This is a genomic window from Pseudomaricurvus sp. HS19 (genome assembly GCF_009857815.1).
Classification (GTDB): Bacteria; Pseudomonadota; Gammaproteobacteria; order Pseudomonadales; family Cellvibrionaceae; genus Pseudomaricurvus.
In genome coordinates this window covers 1,254,661-1,280,119 of record NZ_WVVW01000001.1, presented here as the reverse complement: position 1 = coordinate 1,280,119, position 25,459 = coordinate 1,254,661, and the positions used below count along the sequence as shown (strand labels likewise).

The window sequence follows — 25,459 nt, the reverse complement described above, 5'->3', positions numbered from 1 at the left end:
AGGCAGCTGATAAGCTGCCTTTTAGAAAGTGGCTCCGGCACCTGGGATCGAACCAGGGACCAATAGATTAACAGTCTACTGCTCTACCGCTGAGCTATGCCGGAACGGGTATCCGAGTGGTCTGTGCCCCTCAAGATGGCGCGTATAATATAGAGCCGATTCGGTATCGTCAAGGGTTGAGTGGCAAAATAATCTAAAAATTAAGCGATTGATTTATAAGCAAAAAAGGCAGTCTTCAGGAGTCCGGCTGACCCGCTTTGACGGTGGCGCAAAGGACCACCAGCGGGCTGTAGCTGATCAGTAAAAACGCCCAGCCCCACTGCGGCAGGGCTTGTGCTGCCAGCGCCCAGGGCGCCAACCAGAGCAGGTTGGCGGCGGCGGTGGCCAGGGTGACTCTGGCGTGGGAGTTCCAGCGACGGCTGAGAATCTGGTAGGCGTGGCTGCGATGAGGGCTGTGCCACTGCTGCCCGCTAAGCAGGCGATAAGCGAGTGTCCAGCTGGCATCGACAATAAAGCAGCCCAGTAATATGCCCCAGCACCAGAGGTTAAGGCTGCTGGTGCTGGCGTAGTAGAGGGCCAGTATGGCCAGGGTCAGGCCGAGAAATCCGCTGCAGCCGTCGCCCATAAAGATGCGCGCGGGACTCCAGTTGAGCAACAGGAAGCCAAGCACCGGAGCGCACAGCAACAACAGTGGGGCACCGATGTGCGCCTCTCCGGCGACAAACAGGATAATGGCCGCGCTGGCCATCACGGAGAGCGCCTCGGTACCGGCGATGCCGTCGATCCCATCCATAAAGTTATAGAGATTCAGGATCCACACCATACCGATGACCACAAACACCACACCGATACCGCTCAGGCGAATATCGAGCCCGGCCAGCTGCAGGTGTGGCAGTGGTTGCAACACCCAAACTGCAGCCGCTGCGGCCAGCAGGTGCACGGCAAGGCGAATGCGATTGCTGACGGGGTGGTGGTCGTCCAGCAGTCCGATCAGTGCTACCGGTAAGCCCCCCAGCAGCAAGGCCCAGGCCGGAGCCTGGGGGATCCACTCGCGGTTGGCGGTCAGCAGGTAAATGGCGATAAAGCCGATAATGATGGATATGCCACCGCCCCGGGGGGTGGGGATGCTGTGGGAGCTGCGCTCGTTGGGCGTGTCGATGACCCCGCGGTGGCGGGCGTATAAAAGAAAGAGCCAGGTGAGCCCGTAGCTGGCCACGGTGAGCAGCAAAAACAGAATGAGGAAGCTGGTGTGGGGGCTGTTCAGCATGTGGCCCCCTGGGTGGCTGAGCTGGATTCGAGCAGCTTGCGGGTGGCGCTGTCGTCCACTTCAAGGTCCCCAAGCAGCCGATCGGCCATCTCCTTCTTGCCCACGCAGCGAGCGGCTAATCGCAGCAGTGCCGGCGGAATGGGTAAAAGGCGGGCTGGGCGGCCAATATCAGCAGCAATTTTGCGCACCAGTTGCGGCGTGGAAAGTGTCGGGCAGTCGCTGGTCAGTAGTGTTTGCCCTGCCATCTGTGGCAGTTCGCAGCAGTGGCGCAGCAGCTCGCAGAGGTGGGGCAGGGTCACGATGCTGCGGTGGTTGTGAATAGAGGCCAGCGGCAAGGGCAGGCCCTTCTCAAGGGCTCGGCGCAGGGTGTGAATATTGCCTTTGGCGTGCGCGGCGTAGATCAGGGGTGGGCGCACCACTGTCAGCTCCATGCCCAGTTCCTGACAGAGTTCCTGCAGCCGTTGCTCCGTTTCCAGCTTGCTGATGCCATAGGGCGTGGTGGGCTGTGGCTCGCTGCCGCTGGAGAAGGGAGTGCCGCAGGTGGCTTCTCCCAGTGCTTTTATACTACTCAGGTAGACGAGGCGTCGGATGCCGGCTCTGGCTGCCAGTTTGGCAATACGTTCGCTCAGCTCCAGGTTAACCTTGAGATAGTCCCTCAGGGCATCGGCGGAATCCGCCGAGTGAGTGCGGGCAATCAGGTGAACCACTACATCGCAGCCAGCGAGCACGGTAAGTAAAGAGGAGTCATCGTTGTAGTCGACGCTCACTGCCCTGGAGTTGCTGTCTTCCGGCCACTGGTTGAGCGCAGCAGGGCTGCGGAGCAGGGCGATGACCCGGTGCTGGCGCTTGGCCAGGTGGCTGCAGAGGGCTGTGCCGACAAACCCGTTTGCCCCGGTAACTGCTATTTGCATCTGTCCGAATGATCCTTGTTATTCAGTGCAGGCTTCTGTCCGGGCCTGTTTTCTGGCCACAGTCTAGCGGTAAAGCCCTGCGCTGAGTAGGCTGGAGGGGCTGCTAAGAATCTGTCAAATAAGCCGTTTTCCGGGTATTGCCTGCTTGCAGTAGTGCTGGTAAAGTACGCGCCTTCTTCGGGGCCGTATGCTGTATTTTCGGTGTTTGAGGGCTGGCTGACGTCATCCTCAATGAGAAGAAAGGAATTCACAGGACTATAGCTCAGTTGGTTAGAGCGCTACCTTGACATGGTAGAGGTCCCCAGTTCGAATCTGGGTAGTCCTACCAAATTTCATTTCCCGGGCGATGCTTATCGGCGGGAAATGGTGCTGCCGGCAGATGATAAACCCCGCCTCGTCATTGCGAGGAGCGTTTTTCAGCGACGAAGCAATCCATTCTGGCACCATACGGTGCAAGCGGTAGACCTGGATCGCCGCGCTGCGCTCGCGATGACGCATTGGATTTGTTGGTAGCCTGCACCCGCTTTATTGCGGGTTTTTTCGTTTAGGGCTCCGCGGAAGCCGGGGCACCCTGAAGCATGGGGGAAGACCCCGGGGGATAACAGCATGAAACCAAAAATCGCCATTATCATGGGCTCAAAGAGCGACTGGCCTACCATGCAGGAGGCGGCCGAGATTCTGGATCGCCTGCAGGTGGCTTACCATGTGGAAGTGGTTTCTGCCCACCGCACGCCGGACAAGCTGATGAGCTTTGCCGAAACCGCTGCGGATAACGGTTTTGAAGTGATTGTTGCCGGTGCTGGCGGTGCTGCACACCTGCCGGGCATGGCGGCCGCCAAAACCCGCCTGCCGGTGCTGGGTGTACCAGTACAGAGCAAGGCCCTCAATGGCCAGGACAGCCTGTTGTCCATTGTGCAGATGCCTCGCGGTGTGGCTGTTGGTACTCTGGCCATCGGTGGTGCCGGTGCGTTTAACGCTGGCCTGATGGCCGCACAAATTCTCTCTCTGCAGGATGCGGAGCTGGCGGGACGCATTGAGGCATTCCGCACCGAGCAGTCGCAGTCGGTACTGGAAAACCCGGACCCCCGCGCCTGATCCTGTTGTTGCCATCGGAGGGGCGGTAACCGTTTCCCCGGTGATTACCTGAAGAGAGTTGCGATGAGTAAGGTCTGGATTCTTGGTCACGGTCAGCTGGGCTCCATGCTCAAGCACGCTGCCATGCCTCTGGCGGTGGAAGCCATCCCGGTGGATATCGATTCCGAGCAGTTGCCGGAGCTGGCTGCCGACGACCTGGTGACCGCCGAGCGCGAGCTGTGGCCGGACACTCCCGTCACTCAGGCGCTGGCCAATCATCCCAACTTCCTCAATCTGCATGTCTTTGGCCGTCTGGCCGATCGCTACACCCAAAAGCAGTTGCTGGATGACCTCGGCTTGGCCACGTCTCCGTGGCTGCTGGTGGATGACACCGTCAGTGCTGATGATGTCTACAGTAAGCTGGGTGAGCGCGCCCTGATGAAGCGTCGCACCGGCGGTTACGATGGTCGTGGTCAGTATTGGCTGAAGCAGGCTGAAGGCACGCAAATCCCTGACGACTGGCGCAACGAAGCCATTGTCGAAAAAGGCATCGCCTTTGACGAAGAGATGGCCATTGTTGGCGTTCGTGATCGCGAAGGTAAAAAATTCTTCTATCCCTTGACCCTGACCTTGCAGCTGGGCGGTGTGCTCACGGCTTCCGTGGCGCCGCTGCCACGACTGAAGCCGCTGCAGGCCAAGGCTGAGGAGATGCTGGGTAAGCTGCTGGACGGTCTCGACTATGTGGGCGTGATGGCCATGGAGTGTTTCCGTGTCGGCGACGAACTGATCGTCAATGAGTTGGCGCCCCGGGTGCACAACACCGCCCACTGGACCCAGGCCGGTGCCAGCGTCAGCCAGTTCGAGAGTCACATGCGTGCGGTGGCCGGCGTGCCTCTGGCACAGCCACAGGTAAAAGGCCTGAACGTGATGATCAACCTGCTGGGCACTCCCCGTGATGAGCGCTGGTGGGCTATCTCCGGTGCCGAGCCTTACTGGTACGGCAAAGAGGTGCGTGAAGGCCGCAAAGTGGGCCATATCACCTTCACCCACAGTGGTGACAAGCGCCTGATCCAGGGGCTTGATGAGCTCAAGCTGCTGTTGCCCGAGCGCTATGGTCGCGTGATTGACTGGGTTGAGGATGCCCTCGCCGGAGGCTGATCCGGCACCCTGTGACAGTTTCTTTGCCTGATGTGCGCCCGATTCCGGGGTGGCGATAGCCAGCCCGGGCACTCTTCTCTATAATTCCCGCCCTAACTTTTTCTTACTTCACGTGGTCTTGCGTAGGGATCACCACTGAATCCAGGATGTGACATGCCCGTTATTACCCTCCCTGATGGCTCCCAGCGCCAGTTCGACAACCCCGTTTCCGTGATGGATGTGGCCGCCGATATCGGCCCCGGTCTTGCCAAGGCGACCGTTGCCGGCCGTGTAAACGGCGAGCGCGTGGACGCCAGCGACCTGATTACCGACGATGCGGAGCTGTCCATCCTGACAGCCAAAGATGAGGATGGCCTGGAGGTGATCCGTCACTCCTGTGCCCACTTGCTGGGTCATGCCATCAAGCAGCTGTGGCCCGATGTGAAGATGGCCATTGGTCCTACCATTGAGCACGGCTTCTATTACGACGTTGACCTCGACCACAAGCTGACCGAGGAAGATGTGCAGGCGCTGGAGAAGCGCATGCTGGAGTTGGCCAAGACCGACTACGACGTCATCAAGAAGAAGGTGAGCTGGGATGAGGCGCGGCAGGTGTTCGAATCCCGTGGCGAGTCCTACAAGATGGAGATCCTCGACCGCGACATCGCCAAAGACGATCAGCCCGGCCTCTATCATCACGAAGAATACGTGGACATGTGCCGTGGTCCCCACGTGCCCAACATGAAGTTCTGCCATCACTTCAAGCTGATGAATGTGAACGGCGCCTACTGGCGCGGCGACTCCAGCAACAAAATGCTGCAGCGCATCTACGGTGTGGCCTTTGCGGACAAGAAAGCACTGAAGGCGCACCTGCTGTTCCTGGAGGAGGCGGTCAAGCGCGACCACCGCAAGCTGGGCAAGAAGTTCAACCTGTTCCACCTGCAGGAAGAGGCGCCGGGCATGGTGTTCTGGCACCCCAATGGCTGGAGCATTTACACCACTATTGAAGAGTACATGCGCCGGGTGCAGCGCGATAACGGCTACCAGGAGATCAAGACTCCGCAGGTGGTGGATCGCACCCTGTGGGAGCGCTCCGGTCACTGGGACAAGTTCCGCGAGAGCATGTTTACCGTGGAGTCTGAATCCCGCGACTACGCCGTCAAGCCCATGAACTGCCCCTGTCACATCCAGGTGTTCAATCAGGGCCTGAAGAGCTACCGCGATCTGCCGCTGCGTCTGGCGGAGTTCGGCTCCTGCCACCGCAATGAGGCCTCCGGTACCCTGCAGGGCATTATGCGCGTGCGCGGCTTTACCCAGGATGACGCCCACATTTTCTGTGCCGAAGAGGCGATCCAGAAAGAGGTGGCCACCTTTACGACGCTGCTCTACAGCGTCTACAAGGACTTTGGCTTCGAGAATGTGATTATCCGCATCTCCACCCGTCCGGAGCAGCGCGTAGGTTCCGACGAAGTGTGGGACAAGGCCGAGAAGGCGTTGATGGACGCCATGGATGCCCAGGGTTACGACTGGGAGCTGCTGCCGGGTGAGGGCGCTTTCTACGGTCCGAAGATCGAATTCTCCCTGAAGGATTGCCTGGGCCGGGTTTGGCAGTGCGGCACCATTCAGGTGGATTTCTCCATGCCCGGCCGCCTGGACGCCCAATATGTGGCGGAAGATGGTTCCCGCAAGACTCCGGTCATGCTGCACCGTGCCATCCTGGGTTCTTTCGAGCGTTTTATCGGCATTCTCATCGAGCATTATGAGGGGGCTTTCCCGGCCTGGCTGGCACCACAGCAGGCGGTGATCATGAATATCACCGACAACCAGGCGGAATTTGTGCAAAAAGTGGAAGAATCCTTGAGAAACAAGGGGTTCCGGGCTATCTCCGACTTGAGAAATGAGAAGATCGGCTTTAAAATCCGCGAGCACACCATTCAGAAGATCCCTTACCTGCTTACTGTTGGGGATAAAGAGGTGGAGACAGGGTCCGTCAGCGTTCGTACACGCACCGGCGAAGACCTGGGATCGATGAGCACAGAGGCTTTCGCAGAACTCTTGGCCGCGGACGTTGCACGTCGCGGCCGCTCGTCGTTGTAGGCCAGCGTTATAAAGCGCGGTCAGGATTTAGGAGATTTTTGCTATCAAACGAGATAATTCCAAAGGACGTTCCAAGAAGGCGCCCATTAACGATCAAATTGAGGCGTCAGAAGTACTTCTGATTGGAGCGGACGGAAGCCAGGTGGGTGTTGTCAGCCTGGAAGACGCGTTGGAGCAAGCTCAGGCTGCTGGCCTGGATGTGGTATTGATGAACGGTGATGCCGAGCCGCCGGTCTGTAAGATTATGGACTACGGCAAGCACCTCTTCGATCAAAAGAAGACTCAGAATGCCAACAAAAAGAAGCAAAAGCAGCAGCAAGTAAAAGAAATGAAGTTTCGCCCAGGGACGGATATCGGGGACTACAAGATTAAGCTTCGTAATGTTAGTCGATTCCTCGAGGAAGGGGACAAGGTCAAGGTTTCACTCCGCTACCGCGGTCGTGAAATGGCTCACCAGGAGCTCGGCATGGAGATGATGAAACGCATCGAAACCGACCTGGCAGAGATTGGCACCGTAGAGCAGTATCCGAAGATGGAAGGTCGTCAGCTGCTCATGGTTATTGCCCCCAAAAAGAGAAAGTGATCGGGCTTTTAGCTGCCTGGATGACTTTATATGGCACTTGGCAGGACTTTCGGCATTGCGCCCGGATGTATCGGATGCAATGTCGTTTTCGGTTCTGCGTTAGTGAATTTGTTTAACTTAAAATCGAGAGTATTCTCATGCCAAAAGCTAAAGTACACAGTGGCGCCGCCAAGCGCTTCAAGAAAACCGGTGCCGGCTACAAGCACAAACACGCTTTCAAGAGCCACATCCTCACCAAAATGACTACCAAGCGTAAGCGTCAGCTGCGCGGTACCAGCACGCTGAATGCAGCGGACGTACCAGCAGTAGATCGCATGCTCCGCGCCAAGTAATTGGCCTGGTTTAACGTAGACACATTTTAAGAGGAAGAAACCATGGCTCGTGTAAAACGTGGTGTAGAGGCGCGTCGTCGTCACAAGAAGATCCTGAAGCAGGCTAAAGGCTACTACGGTGCACGTTCACGTGTATTCCGCGTTGCCAAGCAGGCGGTTATCAAAGCTGGTCAGTACGCTTACCGCGACCGTAAGGTCAAGAAGCGCAACTTCCGTGCTCTGTGGATCACCCGTATCAATGCCCAGTCTCGTCAGGAAGGTCTGTCCTACAGCCGCCTGATCGCTGGTCTGAAGAAAGCAAGTATCGAACTGGACCGTCGCGTTCTGGCTGATCTGGCCGTACACGACAAGGTAGCGTTTGCAGCTGTTGTAGCCCAGGCAAAAGCAGCTCTGGCCTAATCGGCCGGCGTTCCTATTCAGTACGAATGCGAAAGGGGAGGGCTGTAGTTCAGCACCTCCCTTTTTGTTTTCTGGCTCCCGCGTACCGTTAAGCACCTCCTCACGGCACTCCGGCGCCACAATTCAGTCTGCTCACGACAGCTTATCAGCGTTGGTCATCTGCTGGTCATCTGTCGTGAACAGACTTGGTTAAACCCTATTTGGAGTTTTGCATGGAAAACCTGGCTGCGCTGACTGAAGAAGCGCTCAAACTGGTGGCCGAGGCACAGGATCTCGAGGCGCTGGACCATGTGCGGGTGGAGTATCTGGGCAAGAAGGGCCAGATCACCGCGCTGCTGAAGAGCCTCGGCAAGTTGTCTGCCGAGGAGCGTCCGGCAGCGGGAGCCAAAATCAATGAGGCCAAAGACAAGGTGCAGGAGCAGATCTCCCTGCGCAAGAACGACATGGAGCAGGCAGCCATCAACGCCAAACTGGCGGCAGAGACGGTGGACGTAACCCTGCCCGGTCGTGGCCAGAGCACCGGTGGCCTGCATCCGGTAACCCGAACCCTGGATCGCATCGAGGCAATCTTCTCCTCCGTGGGCTACAAGGTAGAGCAGGGCCCTGAAATCGAAGACAACTACCACAACTTCGATGCCCTCAATATTCCCGCGCACCACCCGGCGCGTGCCATGCACGACACATTCTACATCGACGAAGACCACGTGCTGCGTACCCACACCTCGCCGGTGCAGGTGCGTACCATGGAGACCCAGGAGCCGCCCATCTACATCATCTGTCCGGGCCGCGTGTATCGCTGCGACTCCGACCTGACCCACACCCCGATGTTCCATCAGGTGGAGGGTCTGGTTATTGATAAAGAGGTGAGCTTTGCCGACCTGAAAGGCACCATCGTTGGCTTCCTGCGCTCCTTCTTTGAGAAAGAGGATCTGGAAGTGCGCTTCCGCCCCTCCTTCTTCCCGTTTACCGAGCCATCTGCGGAGTTCGACATTCAGTGGGAGTCCAGCAAGACCGGTTGGCTGGAAGTAGGCGGCTGCGGCATGGTGCACCCGAACGTACTGACCTCCAGCGGTATCGACCCGCAGCAGTACACAGGCTTTGCCTTTGGCCTTGGCGTTGAGCGTCTGGCCATGCTGCGCTACGGCGTGAACGACCTGCGTATGTTCTTCGAGAACGACCTGAAGTTCCTCAAGCAGTTCCGGTAAGTCGCAGATAAATTGCCCGTCATTGCGAGGAACGCAGGGACGAAGCAACAAGGTGAATTGCCCGGGGGCAAGAGAGGGTGGCTTGGGCCATCCACGTGTGGCACAGATTTGGGTCCGGAGTGAACATGGGTTGCCGCGCTGCGCTCGCAACGACGTGAACCGTCATTGCGAGGAACGCAGGGACGAAGCAATCCATGTGTGGCACAGATTCGGGTTCGAAGTGAACATGGGTTGCCACGCTGCGCTCGCAACGACGTGGACCGTCATTGCGAGGAGCGCAGGGCCAGGAGTAGGGGCTTTAAGCCACGAAGCAATCCATGTGTGGCACAGATTCTGGCCCGGAGTGAGCATAGGTTGCCACGCTGCGCTCGCAACGACGGGGCTGAGGCAGTAAAGACAAATTCAATGCATATGCTGCAAGCGGCATACTTAAATTTGGAAGAAACGGTTCGATGAAATTTAGCGAAAAGTGGTTGCGAGAGTGGGTAAGTCCCAAGCTGACAAGTGAAGCCCTGGTGGCACAGATCACCATGGCCGGCCTGGAAGTTGACGGTGTGGAAGCGGTGGCACCGGAGCTCACCGGCGTGGTTGTGGGCGAAATTCTGGAAGCCGAGCAGCATCCGGACGCCGACAAGCTGCGTGTCTGCAAGGTGGCCGGCAATGGCGACGAGATCTGCCAGGTGGTGTGCGGCGCGCCCAACGCCCGTCCGGGTATCAAAATCCCGTTTGCCACCGTAGGTGCCAGCCTGCCTCCCGGTGAAGACGGCAAGCCTTTCAAGATCAAAAAGGCCAAGCTGCGCGGTGTGGAATCCTTCGGCATGCTCTGCGCCCAGACCGAACTGCAGCTTGGTGAAGATGACGATGGCCTGTGGGAGCTGCCAGCCGATGCACCGGTGGGCACCGACCTGATCGAATACCTGGGTCTGAATGACCAGAGTATTGAGGTGGACCTGACTCCCAACCGCAGTGACTGCTTCTCCATTCGCGGCATTGCCCGCGATGTGGCGGTACTCAACCGTGTGGACCTGAAACCACCAGTGATCAAACCGGTGGCGGCGACTATTGACGACACGCTGAAGGTCTCCCTCAACGCCGGCGAGGCCTGTGCCCGTTACGCCGGCCGTGTGATCCGCGGTGTGGATGTCAGCAAGCCAACCCCGCTGTGGATGCAGGAGCGGCTGCGTCGTTCCGGTCTGCGTACCATTGACGCGGTGGTAGATGTCACCAACTACGTACTGCTGGAGCTGGGTCAGCCCATGCACGCCTTTGACCTGGCCACTCTGAGTGGTGGTGTGCAGGCGCGTATGGCCGAAGCCGGTGAAGAGCTGAAGCTGCTGGACGGCCAGACTGTCAAACTGCGCGAAGACGTACTGGTCATTGCCGACGACGACAACGCTGTGGCCATGGCCGGCATTATGGGTGGCGATGACACGGCGGTAAGCGACACCACCAAAGACATCTTCCTCGAGAGCGCCTTCTTCAGCCCCATTGCCATTACCGGTCGTGCCCGCAGCTACGGCCTGCACACCGACTCCTCCCACCGTTTTGAGCGCGGCGTGGACTACAAGCTGCAGGAAGTGGCCATCGAGCGTGCCACCCAGCTACTGTTAGATATTGTTGGTGGTGAGCCAGGTCCGGTTACCCTGGTGGAAAACGAACACTGCCCGAAAGAGAAAGAAGTCTCCCTGCGTCGCAGCCGCATCAAGAGTGGCCTTGGTTTCTCCATGAAGGACGACGAGGTGGTGGATATCCTCACCCGCCTGGGTCTGGAAATGACCGTCAAGGCCGACAGCGGCTGGCGCTTCAAGGTGCCCAGCTACCGCTTTGACATCAGTATTGAAGAAGACCTGCTGGAAGAGCTGGCCCGGGTTTACGGCTACAACAACCTGCCCACCACAAGTCCGGCGCTGGATATGACCATCCCTGCTCATCAGGAGGCCAAACTCGGCCTGCGCGCGGTGCGTGCCCAGCTGGTGGCGCGCGGTTATCAGGAAGCCATCACCTACAGTTTTGTGGATCCCAAAATGCAGGCGTTGCTGGAGCCGGCGGTAGAGCCTGTGCCGTTGCAGAACCCCATCAGCGCCGACCTGGCAGTGATGCGCACCAGCCTGTGGGCTGGCCTGCTGGGCGCTTTGCAGTACAACCTCAACCGCCAGCAGGGCCGTGTGCGCCTGTTCGAGAGCGGCCTGCGTTTCGTTCCTGAAGGGGAGGGCGTCGCCAACCTCAAGCAGGAGCCTATGCTGGCAGGCCTGATCTACGGCGGCCGCCTGGAAGAGAGCTGGACCGGCAAAGCCGAGCCGGTGGACTTCTTCGACATCAAGGGCGACCTGGAGTCCGTACTGGAGCTGGTGGCAGACAAGCAGCGCTTTGAATTTGCTGCCGGCGAGCATCCCGCGCTGCACCCAGGCCAGACCGCAGTACTGCTGAGTAACGGTGAGCCTGTGGGCTATGTGGGTACCCTGCACCCGCAGATCCAGAAGCAGCTGGATTTGCCACAGGCAGCCTACCTGTTCGAGATCAGCCGCTCCGCCATTGCCAATGCCCGCCTGCCGGAGTTCCGCCCACTCTCCCGTTTCCCGGCAGTGCGCCGTGATATCGCCGTGGTGGTGGATCAGACGGTACCGGTTCTGGAGCTGGAAAAGGCGGTTCGCAGTGGCGCTGGAATCAACCTTTCTGAGTTAAAGGTTTTTGACGTATATGTGGGCAAAGGCATTGATCCACATAGAAAAAGTGTCGCCATGGGCTTGACCTTTCAGCATGTTTCACGCACTCTGACTGAGGACGAAATTAATGCCTCTATGGATGCGGTGGTTAAATCTCTGGAGGAATCATTTAACGCTTCCCTGCGGTAATACGGGGCAGACAGAGGCCATTAGCCATGGCGGCGCTGACCAAAGCGGACTTAGCGGAAATGCTCTACGAGGAGCTTGGTTTCAACAAGCGTGAGGCCAAGGAGCTGGTAGAGCTCTTCTTTGAAGAGATCAGGACAGCCCTGGAAAATAATGAGCCGGTCAAGTTGTCGGGCTTTGGCAACTTCGACCTGCGCGATAAAACGTCACGTCCTGGCAGAAACCCCAAAACCGGCGAAGAGATCCCCATCTCAGCCAGAAGGGTTGTTACCTTCCGGCCAGGACAAAAACTCAAGGCTCGAGTAGAAAATCATGCTGGAACCAACCAATAACGACGAGCTGCCGGTCATCCCCGGCAAACGCTATTTCACCATCGGCGAAGTCAGCGAGCTCTGTGCGGTAAAACCTCACGTACTGCGTTATTGGGAGCAGGAGTTTCCGCAACTGACACCGGTAAAGCGCCGTGGCAACCGCCGTTACTACCAGCGTCAGGATGTAATCACCATCCGCCAGATCCGCGCACTGCTCTACGATCAGGGTTTCACCATCGGTGGTGCCCGTCAGCAGATGAGCGGTGAGCACGCCCAACAGGACGCCTCCCAGTTCTCCCAGCTGGTGGCGCAAATGATCAGCGAGCTGGAAGAGTTGCTGGTCGTTCTCAATCGTCCCTGAGTCGACAAATCACTTGCAATCCAACCCGTTTTGGGTATGATGCACACCTCGCTTTTTACGGTTAACCCAATAGAAATCAACGGGTTATCCAGCGATTTCGGAGTGTAGCGCAGCCTGGTAGCGCACCACACTGGGGGTGTGGTGGTCGTCGGTTCAAATCCGGCCACTCCGACCATATTAAACGCAAAAGGCCACCCAATCGGGTGGCCTTTTGCGTTTTAGTCACCTGCGTAGTTGCCCGGCCCGGCAGCAGGTTATCGCTTACTGCCGGATTTCACCCCTCTGTACAGTTCCAGCTGGTTGCCATCGGGATCGGTGATGTGAGTGATGGCCACTTTGTATTGCGGCAGCACTTTGATGGGTTCGGGGAGTGGGTAACCGGAAGCGGTCAGTTGTTTCTCCAGGGCTTTGAGGTCCGGCACCAGAATAGTCAGCCGCGAAGTGCCGTAGCGTGAGGGCAGGGTGTTGTCTGTGTCTACCGGCTTTTGGCACAGCAACACGGCGCCGCCACCGGGGAATTGCAGTACCAGTTCGTTGGGGCCTGCACCGGCGGTTGCTGTCATTCCCAGGCCCCGGGTGTAAAAGTCTGTGGAGCGTCTGAAGTCGGCACAGGGCATGGATGCCCCCATCAGGCTCATGGCTGTCACGGTATCAGTTTGAGCGGCGGGTGCGCTCGCAACCCAGGCGCCTATTGCTCCGCTCATCATTAATAGCAGCCGGTTTTTCATGTGTATTCTCCGCAGGTCAGTTGGATTCGTCATCCGGTTGTGGTGCTCAGCGTTGTATGTTGACTTGCTGCGGGGTGACGGCGCTGGCGCGATTGCCAAAGCTGTTACGCAGATAGGTACTGACAGCTGCTACATCGGCATCTGACAAACGTTTTCCCATCATCTTCATGCGGGAGCGATCGGCAATAAACGGTGCCGGTGGCAGGTGTGGTCCGTAGAGGATGACATTGATCAGTGATGACGGGTCCGGCGCATTGACGATGGCGTTACCGGCCAGTGGTAACCCCAGGATCGGATCGCCCAGCCCGTCGGGGAGATGGCAGGAGCCACAGTGCACTGTGTAGACCACTTCGCCCTCGGCCAGTCTTTCGGCATCGGGTGCCGGCCCGGTGGGCTGGGAATTGGCAGGTATGCCTTGCAGGTAGGTGGCAATGGCGCGGGTATCGGACTCGGTCAGATGGCTGGTGGAGTTCAGGATCACTTCGTTCATGGGGCCGTGCACCACCGAACGGTTGGTGAGTCCGGTTTTCAAATAGCCGCTGATGTCATCGGCGCTCCAGCTGCTGAGGCCCGTGTCGGCCGGTGTCAGGTTAACTGCCGACCAGCTGCGGTAGTGACCGAGCTTGGTTTTATCCAGATAGACGCCGCCGGTCAGCGCGAGGCCGGCCTGTTCTGCACCCATCAAATTGCGGGGGGTGTGACAGGCACCGCAGTGTCCCGGGCCCTCTACCAGGTAAGCACCGCGGTTCCATTCTTCCGATTTGCTGTTGTCGGCAACATACGCCTCAGGGTTGTGAAACAGCCCTTTCCAGAGGCTCAGCAGCGGCCGCCAATTAAACGGAAAATTCAGTTCGTTGAGCGGTGCCGGACTGTTCACGGGGGCCAGGGTTTGCAGGTACAGATAGAGCGAGCCGATGTCAGTGTCCGACAGTTTGGCAAAGGCGGTGTAGGGGAAGGCGGGGTAGAGATGACTGCCATCGGGACGGATGCCGTGTTTCATGGAACGGTAAAAATCGGCGAAGCTCCAGGCGCCAATGCCGGTCTCCTTGTCGCTGGAAATGTTGGTGGAGTAGAGGGTGCCAAACGGGGTCTTGAACTCCACACCGCCGGCGTAGGGTTTGTTGTCCTGGGTGGTGTGGCAGCTGGAACAGTTACCGGCGCGGGCCAGGTATTCGCCTTGTTCGGCGCTGGCGCCCAGGGTGTTCAGCTGCGGTGCCGGGGCGTTGCCGCTGTCGGGGTACTTCAACATCAGGGTAGCGATTGCTGTGACTACGCTCACTGCCGCCAGGGCAGCGACATATTTCCGGGTTAAACGGGCCATCAAGCCTCCGTATTATTGTTTTTATGGAACGTAATTTCGGGATTGCAAACGGGTTGTCGGGTGAGCTTTTAGCGCAGGCTCAGCTCTCTGTTGCTGTGTCCGATACCGTTACGGGGGTTGCGCCCGGACAGGGAATACCCGCCAGCGTGAGCCACTCCCGGGTGCGCTCTCCCAGGTAAAGTTCGGCATTTGGATGCTCACTGGAGAGCCAGGCAAATATGCTGCCGGTCAGGTGGGCGGCAAAGGCCGCGGCGGCAGATTCGGCGCTGATGGCCGTGGGTGGCAGTACCTCCAGAATCGCCTGCCGCAGCGCCTGGCCGCGTTTCCATTCCAGTTTGGCCAGCTCACCGTTTTTGATTTTGTCCGAGTGATCAGAAAAGAACGCCGATGAGCCGCGGCGGGAGCCCAAATGGCGGCCGATAAAGCCGGCGATGGCGAGCAGGCTGTCGCCACCCGGTTCCTTGGGCAGGGTGCCCAGTTGCTGGATAAAACGCTGTACGCCCCGTTCGACCAGCAGCTCTTTAAGGGCGTCGGTACTTTCATAGCGCAGGATAATGGCGGCGCGGGAGAGTCCAACCCGCTTGGCGACTTCGGTGATGGAAAACGCGCTGGCGCCGCGCTCGGAGAGCACTTCCTGTCCTGTTTTGAGTATCTCTTCGTCGCTCACGCTAGGGGTTCGGGCCATGGCTTGGGTATCCGTCTGTGGTATCTGGAGCTGCTGTAGTGCGTGGCCTTAACCAATATTTACAGGGTGGGGGCAGGGCACTGCAGCTGACTGGTTGACAATTCTAACAGGGGTGTCAGAATAATTCTAACACTACAGTTAGTAATTGTGGTTCTGCGGTCAGCTTCAGGCTGCAGGTAACGAATACAGTGATTACGGCAAAAACAATAATGAAAAAATCCCATCGTATCGGCAGGCCCTTTGGCAGGCTGATAGCAACCGCCCTTACCCTGGTGCCAGGCCTATGGCAGTCGGCCGCGCTGGCTGATCCTCCGGCTTCTCTGGCGGTGTACAACGGCCGTGCCGGGTTTGTGGTAACAACATTCTCCTATGTGCTCGGGCCAGACGCAGACGAAGCGGGTACCTGTCCCCGGGGCATGGCAAAAAACCTGGCTGAAATTTACGCGCTCGAGCCAGATGGACGGCAGCAGCCGGGGGAGCCGGACGCCGCTTATACCGCCCGGGTTCGTCAGGCCGTGGCTGCGCTGGCAACACTGCCCGATGGCAACAATGTGTGCCTGCATCCCGAGGCGGCACCAGCCGATCCTCATTTCCGTACCGTGACCCGCTCCGACATTCCGGTTGATGGTGTCGATCTGGATGGCAAGGGTGCCGACAGCGGCGACTATCCGGCGGATGATTTCACCAGCCCGGAGGGTGTACGTGGTATCGATAATCAGTTTTATCGGGTGGTGGGTTGCAGTCGCTCGTTCCAGTCCACCGGGCCCTCCAACACCTTCGGTACCGAGATGCTGACGGGTGCCTGGGGCATCCTGGTGACGCTGGAAGGCATTGATGATCTGCATAACGACGATGCGGTGACTGTGGGTATCTACGCTAACGCCGATCCGATCCAGCTCAGTGCTGCGCGTGAGCCCCTGGGCTTTGCCACTTACGCCATGGACCAGGATCCGCGTTTCCGGGCCACTACCAGCGGTGTGATCCGCGATGGCGTGCTGTATACCGAACCCGTGGATATCCGTTTTCACTCCATCGTCAACAGTCTGCGCCTGGAGCGGCCGCTGCGTCATGCGCGCCTGCAAGTCACGCTCGGCGATGACGCAGGGTTGCAGGGCTTCCTGGCGGGCTATACGCCGATAGAGGCCATGTACGATATGCAATATGGCTACCGCAGTGGACGCGGCGGTGACGGTAAGCCGGGACCGCTGAAGCTGCGCCTGGGTACCGCCAACGGTGCCGCGTTTGTGTTGGGGCATACCTGCAACGGTGGCTGGCAGGCCCTGCATCAGCTGGCTGACGGTGATTGCGATGGCCGCAGCGGGGAGTGCACATCCATCTCGACCCAGTACCGTTTGCAGGCAATCCCGGCCTTTGTGGTGGATGCCGTTACGGCGTCCAGTAATGCCGAACTGGAAAAAGCGGAGCGTGTCGATGTTTACTGATTACCTGCGGTTCCCGTTGATAAAGAGTGGTGCGGTGTGTGTGGGGCTGTTGGCGACACTGTTAAGCGGCTGTGACCGCGGTCAGTCCGGCGCGCTCGAGCCCGACCCGGTGGGCGGGCCCACGGTGATGCGGCGTCTTACGGAGTCGCAATACCGGGCCACCATCGCTGATATCTTTGGTGCGGACATACCGGTGGCGGCCCGTTTCGAACGCGAGCTGCGCGCCGAGGGGCTATTGGCCATCGGCACCGGTGAGGCCGGTGTGTCGCCATTCAGTATCGAGCAATACGACGCTGCTGCACGATCCGTGGCAGCGGCGGTGGTATCAGAGGAGAAGCGCAATAGCTTGCTGTCCTGTCAGCCGCAGGATGAGGCTGTGTTTGATGGCCAGTGTGCGGCTCGTATTATCGATGACTATGGTTTGTTGTTGTTCCGGCGACCGTTGACCGAAGCAGAACAGGAAAAATACCTCGGTGCGGCACAGCAGGCCAGTGAGCAGCTGCACAGCTTTTACGCCGGCGTGAAGCACGCCCTGGTAGGGCTGTTGATGGCGCCGGATTTTCTGTTGCGCATCGAGCGTACTAATAAGAGTGCGACAGACGCGGGCCGGCAACAGCTGGATGCCTGGTCCAAAGCCTCACGACTCAGTTATTTCCTCACCAATTCAACACCGGATCGCGAGCTGTTACGCGCTGCTGGCGCGGGCGAGCTGGATACAGCGACCGGTTTGCAGCAGCAGGTGGAGCGCCTGATAGCCTCGCCGCGTTTTGAGGCGGCGGTGCGAGCGTTTTTTGCCGACATGCTGCAATACGACCTGTTTGACGATCTGGCCAAGGACCCGAGCATTTACCCGGCCTTTAACTCCCAGGTGGCGGCCGACGCCCGCGAGCAAACCCTACGTACTATTGTGGATCACCTGATTACACAGCAGGGTGACTATCGCGAGCTGTTTACCACCCGCAAAACCTTTCTCACCCGGCCGCTGGGCATTGTCTACCGCCTGCCGGTGGTGACCCGCAACGGCTGGGAAGAGACGGAATACCCCCTTGGCAGTCATCGTGCAGGCATCCAGTCCAATATCGATTTTCTGGCGCTGCATTCGCATCCGGGGCGCTCATCGCCGACACTGCGGGGCCTGGCCATACGCGATATCTTCCTCTGCCAGGAGGTGCCGGATCCGCCCGCCAACGTTAACTTTGCGGTGGTGCAGGACCCGTCCAATCAGGCCATGCCCACCGCCCGCGATCGTCTCACTGCGCACCGCACCGAACCCTCCTGTGCCGGTTGCCATAAGATCATGGACCCGGCGGGCCTGACGCTGGAGAACTACGACGGTCTGGGTAGCTACCGCACCCACGAAAACGGTGCGCTGATCGACAGCAGTGGTTCACTGGACGGCCCTCAGTTTGATGATGTGGACGGTCTCGCGCAGGCGCTGCACGATCACCCGGAAACCCCACGCTGTGTGGTGGAGAAGCTCTACCGCTTCGCGGTGGGCCGCGACACCGTCTGGGACGAGCGCGCTTACATGGATTACCTGATCGCCCGCTTTGTTGACAGCGGCTATCGGGTGCCGGAACTGATGCGCACCATTGCCCTGAGCAAAAACTTTTTTGCCATCGACCCGGACTCCGGGCACGGCGTCACCACAGAACATGCCAGTGCAGTCACTGAGAAAGGGGTTCGCTCATGAAAAAATTCAATCGTCGTACGCTGTTACGCGGTGCGCTGCAGGGCATTGGTGTGGGCGTCGCCCTGCCGCTACTGGATTGCTTCCTGGATACCAATGGCAAGGCGTTTGCCGCTACCGGTGCGCGCTTGCCGGTGCGCTTCGGTACCTGGATCTGGGGGTGCGGATTTATTCCGGAGTTGTGGGTGCCCACCACCACTGGTCGCGACTACGCCATGCCCGAGCATCTGAAGCCGGTGGAGGCCTACCGCGACCAACTGGCCATTCTCAGCGGCTTCGATGTAAAGCTCGATGGTGTGCCCAACAAACCCCACGTCACCGGCTGCCTCGGTTTGCGCACCGGCGTGCCGGTACCCAATGAAAATGTGAAAGCACCCACGCTGGATGTATTAATTGGGGATCAGATCGGTACCGCTACGCGCTTTCGTTCGCTGGAGCTGAGCACCTCGGGGGTGCAGCGTTCCTACTCCTACCGGGCGGCGGGCTCCGCTAATCCCAGTGAGGTCTCCCCGCTGGCGTTGTACCAACGCATTTTCGGGGAGGGCTTTCAGGATCCTAACGCCATGACCTTTACGCCGGACACCGAAGTGATGGTACGGCAGAGTGTGCTGTCTGCAGTGGGCGACGAGCGTCGCAAACTGATGAAGCAGGTTGGGGCTGCAGATCGTCAGCGACTGAATGAATACTTCACGTCCCTGCGGCAGCTGGAGCAGCAGCTGGCACTGCAACTGGAGCCGCCGGCACCGGTGCGCGGTTTTGTGATGCCGGACGCGCCACCGGAAACGTCGCTGGATTCAGAGATGGGTAATGTGATGGAAAATCACAAACTGATGGCCGGCCTGCTGGCCAGGGCACTGCAGTGCAACCAGACCCAGGTATTTAATGTGTTGTTGTCTGATACGGCGTCAAACCTGAGGCGCCCGGGGGCTACCACGACCCACCATACCCTGACCCATGAAGAGCCTGATGACAAGGTTCTCGGCTATCAGAAAGACGTGGCCTGGTTTGCGCAGCAGAGCATGTTGGCCTGGCGGGATTTTCTCGACGCCGTATCCGCCATTCCGGAAGGCGACGGCACCTTGCTGGACAATTGTCTTGTGTTGGCGCATTCCGACTGTTCCATCGCCAAGTCGCACGCGGTAGAGGGCATTCCGATCATGATCGCCGGCAGCGGCGGTGGTCGGGTGAAAACCGGTTTCCATCTCGCCGGTGCTGCCGACCCGATCACCCGCGTGGGTTTGACGGTGCAGCAGGCGATGGGCGTACAGGTGGAGAAGTGGGGGGCGCTGTCGATGGAGACCAACCGCACGGTAACCGACCTGTTGTCCTGACCGTGGCCTGAAAGGAGCCATTTACCGTAGTTTACGGCGACTCTGACATTGCACAAGGAGAGCATGTCCCTGATTGGTCCGTGCAACATCATCATCGGGCTGTATGTGCACACCGGTTATGAATTTCTAACCAAGTGGTGGAACAAGAGCTGGTTGACCAAGTGGCTTATTACGGCCACCTTTCACGATCAGCATCATCGTTTTTTCAAAGGTATTTACGGTGGGTACACGACCCCTGTGGGATCGGAGGTGCGGTACGCTTGGACCCAATTATGTGTCTGCTTTCCGGGCTGGCCGGGTTCGCAAGGCGGCCGATGCCAGCATCTGACAACGGGCACTTCCGGCGTGCACACAACAACGGGCCAGGCTCCGGCCAGCGGTGAACCGGACGGCTTTAGATCAGGTGAAATCGGTCAGTGGTGCCAGTACGACCGAGCTCGTTGAGTAGAGTGTATAGGCCACCCGGTCACCACAGACGTCAATGCCGTGAGGAAAGTCAGCCACTTTGGTTTTTCTGATCAATTTGAGCTTCCTGTTCTCAACCCCAAAACTGACGATGTAGCCACAATTGTCTGCCCCGTCCTGAAGGGTAATCAGGTGCACACCCTTATCACGAACGTAGACGTGGCCATCTGTTTGAGTATGAATAAAACTGGCTTCATCCAGCAGGAGCAGGGCATTGGCTGCTCTCTCATACAGGGAAAAATAGCTGTAGCCGGTTTCCCCCTTGTGCCACTTGATGTCTTGCCCCGTGACATAGAGTTCTTCATGGCGACCAAGGGTCTTGATCCGGCGTTCACCGAAATTGTTGTAGGTCAGGTATTCAGTCTTGCCGCTTGTATAGTCTATACAGGGGATCTGATCTGTGTGGATGGGGCCCAGCAGGAGCGTCTCCTGATCGGCATAACAGCCGTGGTATCTGTCGGCACTGAGGCTTTTAACTTCCTCGAGTATTAACTGATTTCCATGAATACGAACTTTTGCTACCCGATCCGTAAAGGAGGAGATATAGATGCTGTCCCTGTGCATCGTCATCAGGTCGGGATGCAAGAAACCGCGTTTTGATCCCGGATCAGCAATCTCCAGTTCCGAAATAATTCTGTGATTGGTTTGGCTGATATCAACCAGATACAGGCGCGCCGCCGCCCGGTGAGCCACGAGTAAAGTGTCGTCACGGATAAACTTGACATCCGTGAGGCTGGATAGGCGCTTTTTCTCATAGAAATCAAAATAACCTTGACGCCAGCTGACCCTGCCTTTCAGCAGTAGCCGTTTGCGGGGAACCCGCTGTTTGATGGAAAACTCTTGAAGTGTCATAGGGTTGTTGGTTAACCATCCTTGGCGCTTGTATGCCGGTGTGGCAGAGGCCGCGTGGGACAGGGCTTCACAGGTGTTGCTGGGCTCCCGGTTTTCGGGATTATTGTAGCCGTTCTTCAGTTTGAAGAAAGCGGTTTGTGATTCGCCTTGTTCCTGATTGGTGAGATGTCGTTAGTTCATTCTTGGGCAGTTGAGTGGTCTGTGCATTCACCTTTTTTTGCTGGTGTTTTTTTTTACTTTCAGTACTTGTGTGGAAGTGGTGCAGATCGACCAGTGTTCAGCTTGCGATCCTCTCCAGGAGCTTCGGGCTGATACCTGGCAGTACTTACCCTGCGGCGAAAAACGCTGCCATTGTGTCAATCACCCGCTGGCGTAACCACTGGTTAGCCGGATCATCTTCCGCGCTGCGGTGCCAGTACAGGTTCCACACCAGGGGCTCGACGCTGAAGGGCAAAGGCTTGCTGGTAAGGCCGCTGTGCTGCAACAGGATCTGTGGGGTTGTCCAGAGCAGGTCCGACACTGCCGTTAGTTCTGCGGCTACCTGTTGCTGCGGGATACGCACCACGATCCGGCGACTGTGACCTTGGGCGTGCAGGGCGATATCCGATGGCCCGCGCCCCTTGGGGCGGCTGGACACATGAACGTGTTCGGCCTCAGTGTAGTCTGACAGCTGCAGGGTCTTCCTGTGGGCCAACTCATGATCGTGGCGCATGGCGACCACATAGGGTGAAGAGCCCAGGGCTTGCTGGCGGAACTCGCTGGCGTTGACTGCAGGGAAGTCCACCAGCAGGTCCAGGTCGCCCGATTTTAATTGCTCACTGGCGGTGTTTCGGTCGCGGTAGTAGCTGTGTAGGGTGATATTGGGCGCCCCCTGACGCAACTGCTGCAGCAGGGGCGGCAGCACCAGCGGGGCCAACAGGTCGTGGATGCCCAGGCGAAACTGTTTTTCTGCCGTCAATGGGTCGAAGCGCGCATTGTTGGTCACGCTGCGACTGAGCAGCCCCAGGGCTTTGCGGACATCCGTAATCACACTGTCGGCGACCGGGGTAGGCAGCATGCCGGCCGGTGAGCGTACAAACAACTGGTCATCAAACTGCTGGCGCAGGCGACTGAGGGCGTTGCTGACGGCGGGCTGGGTCAGGTGCAGGCGCTCGGCAGCGCGGGTGACACTGCGTTCTGCGTACAGGGCATCAAACACCACGAAAAGGTTGAGGTCGATCTTCTCCAGGCGCATGGCTTGTTCATTCACCAAATCAATATCGTATGATAATTATAATAAATTTCTATGATTATAGGCGGGGTTCTATACTGACCGTCAATAACTAATCAATCTGTGTTGGCGGGTATGGCAGAGATAATTCTTGTGCGGCATGGTCAGGCGTCCTTTGGCGCCGCCAATTATGACCAATTGAGTGAGCTGGGCAGTCGTCAGGCGCAGTGGCTGGGGGAGCATTTAAGGGCTCTGGGACGAGATGTTGATTCCGTCTTCATGGGAGATATGGCGCGCCACCGGCAAACTGCGGAAGCCATCCTGCAGGGACTGGGCCGGGAGCTGGAACTGCACATCCAGCCGGGCCTTAATGAATACCGTTTTCAGGGGTTACTGGATCCCCTGCGCACGCAGCATCCCCATCTCTGGCAAGAGACCGGTAATGCCGGCCGCGATTACTACTTCAACATGCAGAAAGCGATGAGCTACTGGATGGATGGCACCATCAGCGATGATGGTCTCGACAGCTGGGAGAGCTTCTCCCGGCGTATCCGCGACGCATTCGACACGGCCTGTGGCACCGGTGCCAAACGCACCCTGGTGGTAAGTTCCGGCGGCCCCATTGCTGTCATTCTTGGTCAGTTGCTGGGACTGGACAATGCCGCTACCCGTCAGCTGGCCCTGCAGATCAAGAACTCCAGCTGCAGCACATTGCTCTCCAACGGCCACTATTTCACCCTCGACAGCTTCAACGATGTCAGTCACCTGATGTCCACAGAGCGTCAGCATGCCATTACGTTTACCTGATTCAGAGGACGCCTAATGTACCAACACAGCGAAAAATCCCGGCAGTTGCTGGCTCGTCTCAAAACCTTTATGGACGAGAATATCTACCCTAATGAGCAGGCCTATGCGGAACAGCTGCACAATGCCAGCAACCGTTTTGCTGCATTGCCGCTGATGGATGAGCTCAAGGGCAAGGCGCGTGCCGCCGGTCTGTGGAACCTGTTTGTGCCGGAAGATCACGCCGAATACTGCGATCACGGTGGGCTCTCATTCTTTGACTATGCACCTTTGGCCGAAGAGATGGGACGGGTGGTGTGGTCGCCGGAAGTGTTTAACTGCAACGCTCCGGATACCGGCAACATGGAGGTGCTGATGAACTTCGGTACCGCCGCGCAGAAGGAACAGTGGCTGAAGCCGTTGCTGGAGGGTGAGATTCGTTCATCCTACGCCATGACCGAGCCGCAGGTGGCGTCCAGTGATGCCACCAATGTGCAGTTGCAGATCCGCAAGGAGGGCGACGAGTGGGTACTTAACGGGCGCAAGTGGTTTATCACCAATGCCATGAATGAGCGCACCCAAATCTTTATCGTTATGGGCAAGTCCGATCCCGATAACCCCAGCCGCCACCTGCAGCAGACACAGGTGCTGGTACCGAAGGGCACGCCGGGCCTGAAGATTATCCGCCCGCTCACCACGCTGGGATATGACGACGCTCCCATTGGCCACGCGGAGATCGTGCTGGAGGACGTGCGCGTACCGCTGGAGAACGTATTGCTGGGTGAAGGCCGTGGTTTTGAGATCGCCCAGAGCCGTCTTGGCCCGGGCCGCATGCACCACTGTATGCGTCTGATTGGCTCTGCGCAGCGATCTCTTGAGCTGGCCTGCAAGCGAGTGGAAGAGCGGGAAACATTTGGCCGCAAACTGAGCAAGCACCAGTCGATCCGGGAAGAGATTTCGCGCAGCTTTTCCGAAATTGAAATGGCCCGGCTGCTGGTGCTGAAAACCTGTCACAAGATTGACACCCAGGGGGTGCCGGCATCCATCGATATGATTGCCGCTACCAAGACCACCATTCCGTTGCTGGTGCAGAACGTCATTGACCGCTGCATGCAGATGCACGGTGCGGGCGGACTCACCGAAGATTACTGCATGGCGGAAGCTTTCAACTACGCGCGCTGGTGCCGGCAGGCAGATGGTCCTGACCAGGTGCACCAGATGGCACTGGGCAAGCAGATCATTGATCGCTACGCCAAGGTCTGACCGGGAGTTACCACCATGGCCAATAGCGAAAAGAGCGTATTTGAGCTTGATACAGAAGCGCTGTCTGCGTATCTCGAACAGCATGTGGAGGGGTTTTGTGGTCCGATCGAGGCGGAGAAATTTGCTGGCGGGCAGTCAAACCCGACCTACAAAATTACTGCCGCCAGTGGCCGTTATGTTTTGCGCCGCAAGCCTTCCGGAGAGCTGTTGAAATCCGCCCATGCGGTTGACCGGGAGTACCGTGTCATCGCTGCCCTGGCGGATACTGAAGTGCCGGTGGCGAAAGCCTATCACCTGTGTGAAGACGACAGCGTCATCGGCAGCATGTTCTACCTGATGGAGTTCGTGGATGGACGGGTTATGTGGGATCCCTCGCTGCCAGGGGAGACACCGGAGAGCCGCAGCGCCATCTACCGGGAGATGAACCGGGTGCTGGCCGCGCTGCACTCCGTGGACGTTGGGGCGGTGGGCCTGGGTGATTACGGCAAACCGGGCAACTACTTTGAGCGTCAGGTGAATCGCTGGAGCCGCCAGTACCGGGATTCCGAAACCGAAACCATTGAGGCGATGGAAACCCTGCTGCAATGGTTACCGGACCATACGCCAGCGGATGATGGCCGGGTGGCACTGGTACACGGTGACTTCCGTCTCGACAACATGATGTTTCATCATGCCAGGCCGGAAGTATTGGCGCTGGTGGACTGGGAACTTTCTACCCTCGGTCACCCGTTTGCCGATCTCGCCTACCAGTGTATGCAGCTGCGTATGCCCCACGGTGGTGTTATGCCGGGGCTGGGTGGTCTCGACCGGCAGGCGCTGGGTATTCCGTCGGAGGAGGAGTACGTCGCGCTCTATTGTGAACGTATGGGGCTGGAGAAAGTCGACAACTGGAACTTCTATTTAGTGTTCAGTTTCTTCCGCTTTGCCGCCATTTTGCAGGGAGTTAAAAAGCGCGCCCTGCAGGGGAATGCCTCCAGTGACAAGGCCTTGCAGATGGGGGCGCTGGTACGGCCGTTGGCAGAGCAGGCGCTGGAGTTGTTGTAGTAGCTGGCAGGCGAGCTAAAAGAAAGCCGGGTGCGTGGTGGTCAGTTCAACCCCGCAGCTCCGGCTTTTTTTATTCTGATTAACAGCAGTCTCAAATACTTGTCAGTTGTACCGCGGTG

Annotated in this window: 23 protein-coding genes and 3 tRNA genes; 18 read left to right on the top strand and 8 right to left on the bottom strand. The window is 58.3% G+C overall.

Annotated features, from left to right (window positions below):
• Positions 1 to 29: 29 nt before the first annotated feature.
• The 3 genes from GSF27_RS05735 to GSF27_RS05725 all read right to left on the bottom strand — a co-directional run bounded on the left by GSF27_RS05735 (position 30) and on the right by GSF27_RS05725 (position 2,178).
• Positions 30 to 104: transfer RNA gene (locus GSF27_RS05735), tRNA-Asn, on the bottom strand.
• A gap of 131 nt (positions 105 to 235) precedes the next feature.
• Complete coding sequence (locus GSF27_RS05730; protein ID WP_160966554.1) at positions 236 to 1,267, bottom strand: glycosyltransferase family 4 protein; 1,032 nt, start codon at positions 1,265 to 1,267, stop codon at positions 236 to 238.
• Positions 1,261 to 2,178: an NAD-dependent epimerase/dehydratase family protein gene (locus GSF27_RS05725; RefSeq protein ID WP_160966552.1), complete on the bottom strand. Its 918-nt coding sequence runs from the start codon at positions 2,176 to 2,178 to the stop codon at positions 1,261 to 1,263. The genes GSF27_RS05730 and GSF27_RS05725 overlap by 7 nt, the downstream gene beginning before the upstream one ends.
• Before the next feature lie 251 nt (positions 2,179 to 2,429).
• Between GSF27_RS05725 and GSF27_RS05720 the strand changes: the two genes are divergently transcribed.
• From GSF27_RS05720 to GSF27_RS05665, 12 genes are all read left to right on the top strand, one after another.
• Positions 2,430 to 2,506, top strand: a tRNA-Val gene (locus tag GSF27_RS05720).
• A 278-nt stretch (positions 2,507 to 2,784) separates the two neighbouring features.
• Positions 2,785 to 3,273: a 5-(carboxyamino)imidazole ribonucleotide mutase gene (gene purE / locus GSF27_RS05715; protein WP_160966550.1), complete on the top strand. Its 489-nt coding sequence runs from the start codon at positions 2,785 to 2,787 to the stop codon at positions 3,271 to 3,273.
• A 63-nt stretch (positions 3,274 to 3,336) separates the two neighbouring features.
• Complete coding sequence (purK, locus tag GSF27_RS05710) at positions 3,337 to 4,410, top strand: 5-(carboxyamino)imidazole ribonucleotide synthase (protein WP_160966548.1); 1,074 nt, start codon at positions 3,337 to 3,339, stop codon at positions 4,408 to 4,410.
• Between the two features lie 153 nt (positions 4,411 to 4,563).
• Positions 4,564 to 6,486, top strand: a complete 1,923-nt coding sequence (gene thrS, locus GSF27_RS05705; RefSeq protein WP_160966546.1) for a threonine--tRNA ligase — start codon at positions 4,564 to 4,566, stop codon at positions 6,484 to 6,486.
• A gap of 43 nt (positions 6,487 to 6,529) precedes the next feature.
• Positions 6,530 to 7,069 (top strand): translation initiation factor IF-3, encoded by a 540-nt coding sequence (infC, locus tag GSF27_RS05700; protein WP_160967527.1) that lies wholly within the window; start codon positions 6,530 to 6,532, stop codon positions 7,067 to 7,069.
• 137 nt (positions 7,070 to 7,206) lie between these two features.
• Positions 7,207 to 7,401 carry a 50S ribosomal protein L35 gene (gene rpmI, locus GSF27_RS05695; RefSeq protein WP_160966544.1) on the top strand — a complete coding sequence of 65 codons (195 nt, stop codon included), beginning with the start codon at positions 7,207 to 7,209 and terminating at the stop codon, positions 7,399 to 7,401.
• Positions 7,402 to 7,443: 42 nt separating this feature from the next.
• Positions 7,444 to 7,800 carry a 50S ribosomal protein L20 gene (rplT, locus tag GSF27_RS05690; protein WP_160966542.1) on the top strand — a complete coding sequence of 119 codons (357 nt, stop codon included), beginning with the start codon at positions 7,444 to 7,446 and terminating at the stop codon, positions 7,798 to 7,800.
• A 212-nt stretch (positions 7,801 to 8,012) separates the two neighbouring features.
• Entirely contained in the window at positions 8,013 to 9,005 is a 993-nt protein-coding gene (gene pheS / locus GSF27_RS05685) for a phenylalanine--tRNA ligase subunit alpha (protein ID WP_160966540.1), read from the top strand.
• 452 nt (positions 9,006 to 9,457) lie between these two features.
• On the top strand, positions 9,458 to 11,857 hold the full coding sequence (gene pheT, locus GSF27_RS05680) for a phenylalanine--tRNA ligase subunit beta (RefSeq protein WP_160966538.1): 2,400 nt from the start codon (positions 9,458 to 9,460) through the stop codon (positions 11,855 to 11,857).
• 26 nt (positions 11,858 to 11,883) lie between these two features.
• Positions 11,884 to 12,186 carry an integration host factor subunit alpha gene (ihfA, locus tag GSF27_RS05675; protein ID WP_160966536.1) on the top strand — a complete coding sequence of 101 codons (303 nt, stop codon included), beginning with the start codon at positions 11,884 to 11,886 and terminating at the stop codon, positions 12,184 to 12,186.
• Positions 12,167 to 12,526: a MerR family transcriptional regulator gene (locus tag GSF27_RS05670; protein ID WP_160966534.1), complete on the top strand. Its 360-nt coding sequence runs from the start codon at positions 12,167 to 12,169 to the stop codon at positions 12,524 to 12,526. The genes ihfA and GSF27_RS05670 overlap by 20 nt, the downstream gene beginning before the upstream one ends.
• Before the next feature lie 98 nt (positions 12,527 to 12,624).
• Positions 12,625 to 12,701 (top strand) — tRNA-Pro (locus tag GSF27_RS05665).
• A 79-nt stretch (positions 12,702 to 12,780) separates the two neighbouring features.
• Here the strand turns inward: GSF27_RS05665 and GSF27_RS05660 are convergent.
• The 3 genes from GSF27_RS05660 to GSF27_RS05650 all read right to left on the bottom strand — a co-directional run bounded on the left by GSF27_RS05660 (position 12,781) and on the right by GSF27_RS05650 (position 15,260).
• Complete coding sequence (locus GSF27_RS05660; protein ID WP_370462581.1) at positions 12,781 to 13,143, bottom strand: VOC family protein; 363 nt, start codon at positions 13,141 to 13,143, stop codon at positions 12,781 to 12,783.
• A 157-nt stretch (positions 13,144 to 13,300) separates the two neighbouring features.
• Entirely contained in the window at positions 13,301 to 14,575 is a 1,275-nt protein-coding gene (locus tag GSF27_RS05655) for a cytochrome c (RefSeq protein ID WP_160966530.1), read from the bottom strand.
• A 79-nt stretch (positions 14,576 to 14,654) separates the two neighbouring features.
• Positions 14,655 to 15,260, bottom strand: a complete 606-nt coding sequence (locus GSF27_RS05650; RefSeq protein ID WP_160966528.1) for a TetR/AcrR family transcriptional regulator — start codon at positions 15,258 to 15,260, stop codon at positions 14,655 to 14,657.
• Positions 15,261 to 15,469: 209 nt separating this feature from the next.
• Here GSF27_RS05650 and GSF27_RS05645 point away from each other — a divergent pair, with 209 nt between their 5' ends.
• Genes GSF27_RS05645 through GSF27_RS05635 form a run of 3 tightly spaced genes read left to right on the top strand, consistent with a single transcriptional unit; the run spans position 15,470 to position 19,723 of the window.
• Positions 15,470 to 16,702, top strand: coding sequence for a hypothetical protein (locus GSF27_RS05645; RefSeq protein WP_160966526.1), 1,233 nt, complete (start codon positions 15,470 to 15,472; stop codon positions 16,700 to 16,702).
• Positions 16,692 to 18,395, top strand: a complete 1,704-nt coding sequence (locus tag GSF27_RS05640; protein ID WP_160966524.1) for a DUF1800 family protein — start codon at positions 16,692 to 16,694, stop codon at positions 18,393 to 18,395. Before GSF27_RS05645 ends, GSF27_RS05640 begins: the two co-directional genes overlap by 11 nt.
• A complete protein-coding gene (locus GSF27_RS05635) occupies positions 18,392 to 19,723 on the top strand; it encodes a DUF1552 domain-containing protein (protein WP_160966522.1) in 1,332 nt (443 codons plus the stop codon). Before GSF27_RS05640 ends, GSF27_RS05635 begins: the two co-directional genes overlap by 4 nt.
• 399 nt (positions 19,724 to 20,122) lie before the next feature.
• Here GSF27_RS05635 and GSF27_RS05630 read toward each other — a convergent pair whose 3' ends face one another.
• Both GSF27_RS05630 and GSF27_RS05625 read right to left on the bottom strand, forming a co-directional pair.
• Positions 20,123 to 21,040 carry a hypothetical protein gene (locus GSF27_RS05630; protein WP_160966520.1) on the bottom strand — a complete coding sequence of 306 codons (918 nt, stop codon included), beginning with the start codon at positions 21,038 to 21,040 and terminating at the stop codon, positions 20,123 to 20,125.
• Between the two features lie 325 nt (positions 21,041 to 21,365).
• On the bottom strand, positions 21,366 to 22,289 hold the full coding sequence (locus GSF27_RS05625; RefSeq protein ID WP_370462580.1) for a LysR family transcriptional regulator: 924 nt from the start codon (positions 22,287 to 22,289) through the stop codon (positions 21,366 to 21,368).
• Positions 22,290 to 22,385: 96 nt separating this feature from the next.
• Between GSF27_RS05625 and GSF27_RS05620 the strand changes: the two genes are divergently transcribed.
• From GSF27_RS05620 to GSF27_RS05610, 3 genes are read left to right on the top strand one after another with little or no spacing between them, the layout of a single operon-like run.
• Positions 22,386 to 23,057 carry a histidine phosphatase family protein gene (locus tag GSF27_RS05620; protein WP_160966516.1) on the top strand — a complete coding sequence of 224 codons (672 nt, stop codon included), beginning with the start codon at positions 22,386 to 22,388 and terminating at the stop codon, positions 23,055 to 23,057.
• Between the two features lie 15 nt (positions 23,058 to 23,072).
• Complete coding sequence (locus GSF27_RS05615; protein ID WP_160966514.1) at positions 23,073 to 24,296, top strand: acyl-CoA dehydrogenase family protein; 1,224 nt, start codon at positions 23,073 to 23,075, stop codon at positions 24,294 to 24,296.
• 15 nt (positions 24,297 to 24,311) lie between these two features.
• Entirely contained in the window at positions 24,312 to 25,340 is a 1,029-nt protein-coding gene (locus GSF27_RS05610; RefSeq protein ID WP_160966512.1) for a phosphotransferase, read from the top strand.
• The last annotated feature ends 119 nt before the right edge of the window (positions 25,341 to 25,459 follow it).

Coding starts and splice junctions, on each gene's coding strand:
- GSF27_RS05730 (WP_160966554.1), bottom strand. CDS start 1,267: ATGCTGAACAGCCCCCACACCAGCTTCCTCATTCTGTTTTTGCTGCTC.
- GSF27_RS05725 (WP_160966552.1), bottom strand. CDS start 2,178: ATGCAAATAGCAGTTACCGGGGCAAACGGGTTTGTCGGCACAGCCCTC.
- purE (WP_160966550.1), top strand. CDS start 2,785: ATGAAACCAAAAATCGCCATTATCATGGGCTCAAAGAGCGACTGGCCT.
- purK (WP_160966548.1), top strand. CDS start 3,337: ATGAGTAAGGTCTGGATTCTTGGTCACGGTCAGCTGGGCTCCATGCTC.
- thrS (WP_160966546.1), top strand. CDS start 4,564: ATGCCCGTTATTACCCTCCCTGATGGCTCCCAGCGCCAGTTCGACAAC.
- rpmI (WP_160966544.1), top strand. CDS start 7,207: ATGCCAAAAGCTAAAGTACACAGTGGCGCCGCCAAGCGCTTCAAGAAA.
- rplT (WP_160966542.1), top strand. CDS start 7,444: ATGGCTCGTGTAAAACGTGGTGTAGAGGCGCGTCGTCGTCACAAGAAG.
- pheS (WP_160966540.1), top strand. CDS start 8,013: ATGGAAAACCTGGCTGCGCTGACTGAAGAAGCGCTCAAACTGGTGGCC.
- pheT (WP_160966538.1), top strand. CDS start 9,458: ATGAAATTTAGCGAAAAGTGGTTGCGAGAGTGGGTAAGTCCCAAGCTG.
- ihfA (WP_160966536.1), top strand. CDS start 11,884: ATGGCGGCGCTGACCAAAGCGGACTTAGCGGAAATGCTCTACGAGGAG.
- GSF27_RS05670 (WP_160966534.1), top strand. CDS start 12,167: ATGCTGGAACCAACCAATAACGACGAGCTGCCGGTCATCCCCGGCAAA.
- GSF27_RS05660 (WP_370462581.1), bottom strand. CDS start 13,143: ATGCCCTGTGCCGACTTCAGACGCTCCACAGACTTTTACACCCGGGGC.
- GSF27_RS05655 (WP_160966530.1), bottom strand. CDS start 14,575: ATGGCCCGTTTAACCCGGAAATATGTCGCTGCCCTGGCGGCAGTGAGC.
- GSF27_RS05650 (WP_160966528.1), bottom strand. CDS start 15,260: ATGGCCCGAACCCCTAGCGTGAGCGACGAAGAGATACTCAAAACAGGA.
- GSF27_RS05645 (WP_160966526.1), top strand. CDS start 15,470: ATGAAAAAATCCCATCGTATCGGCAGGCCCTTTGGCAGGCTGATAGCA.
- GSF27_RS05640 (WP_160966524.1), top strand. CDS start 16,692: ATGTTTACTGATTACCTGCGGTTCCCGTTGATAAAGAGTGGTGCGGTG.
- GSF27_RS05635 (WP_160966522.1), top strand. CDS start 18,392: ATGAAAAAATTCAATCGTCGTACGCTGTTACGCGGTGCGCTGCAGGGC.
- GSF27_RS05630 (WP_160966520.1), bottom strand. CDS start 21,040: ATGACACTTCAAGAGTTTTCCATCAAACAGCGGGTTCCCCGCAAACGG.
- GSF27_RS05620 (WP_160966516.1), top strand. CDS start 22,386: ATGGCAGAGATAATTCTTGTGCGGCATGGTCAGGCGTCCTTTGGCGCC.
- GSF27_RS05615 (WP_160966514.1), top strand. CDS start 23,073: ATGTACCAACACAGCGAAAAATCCCGGCAGTTGCTGGCTCGTCTCAAA.
- GSF27_RS05610 (WP_160966512.1), top strand. CDS start 24,312: ATGGCCAATAGCGAAAAGAGCGTATTTGAGCTTGATACAGAAGCGCTG.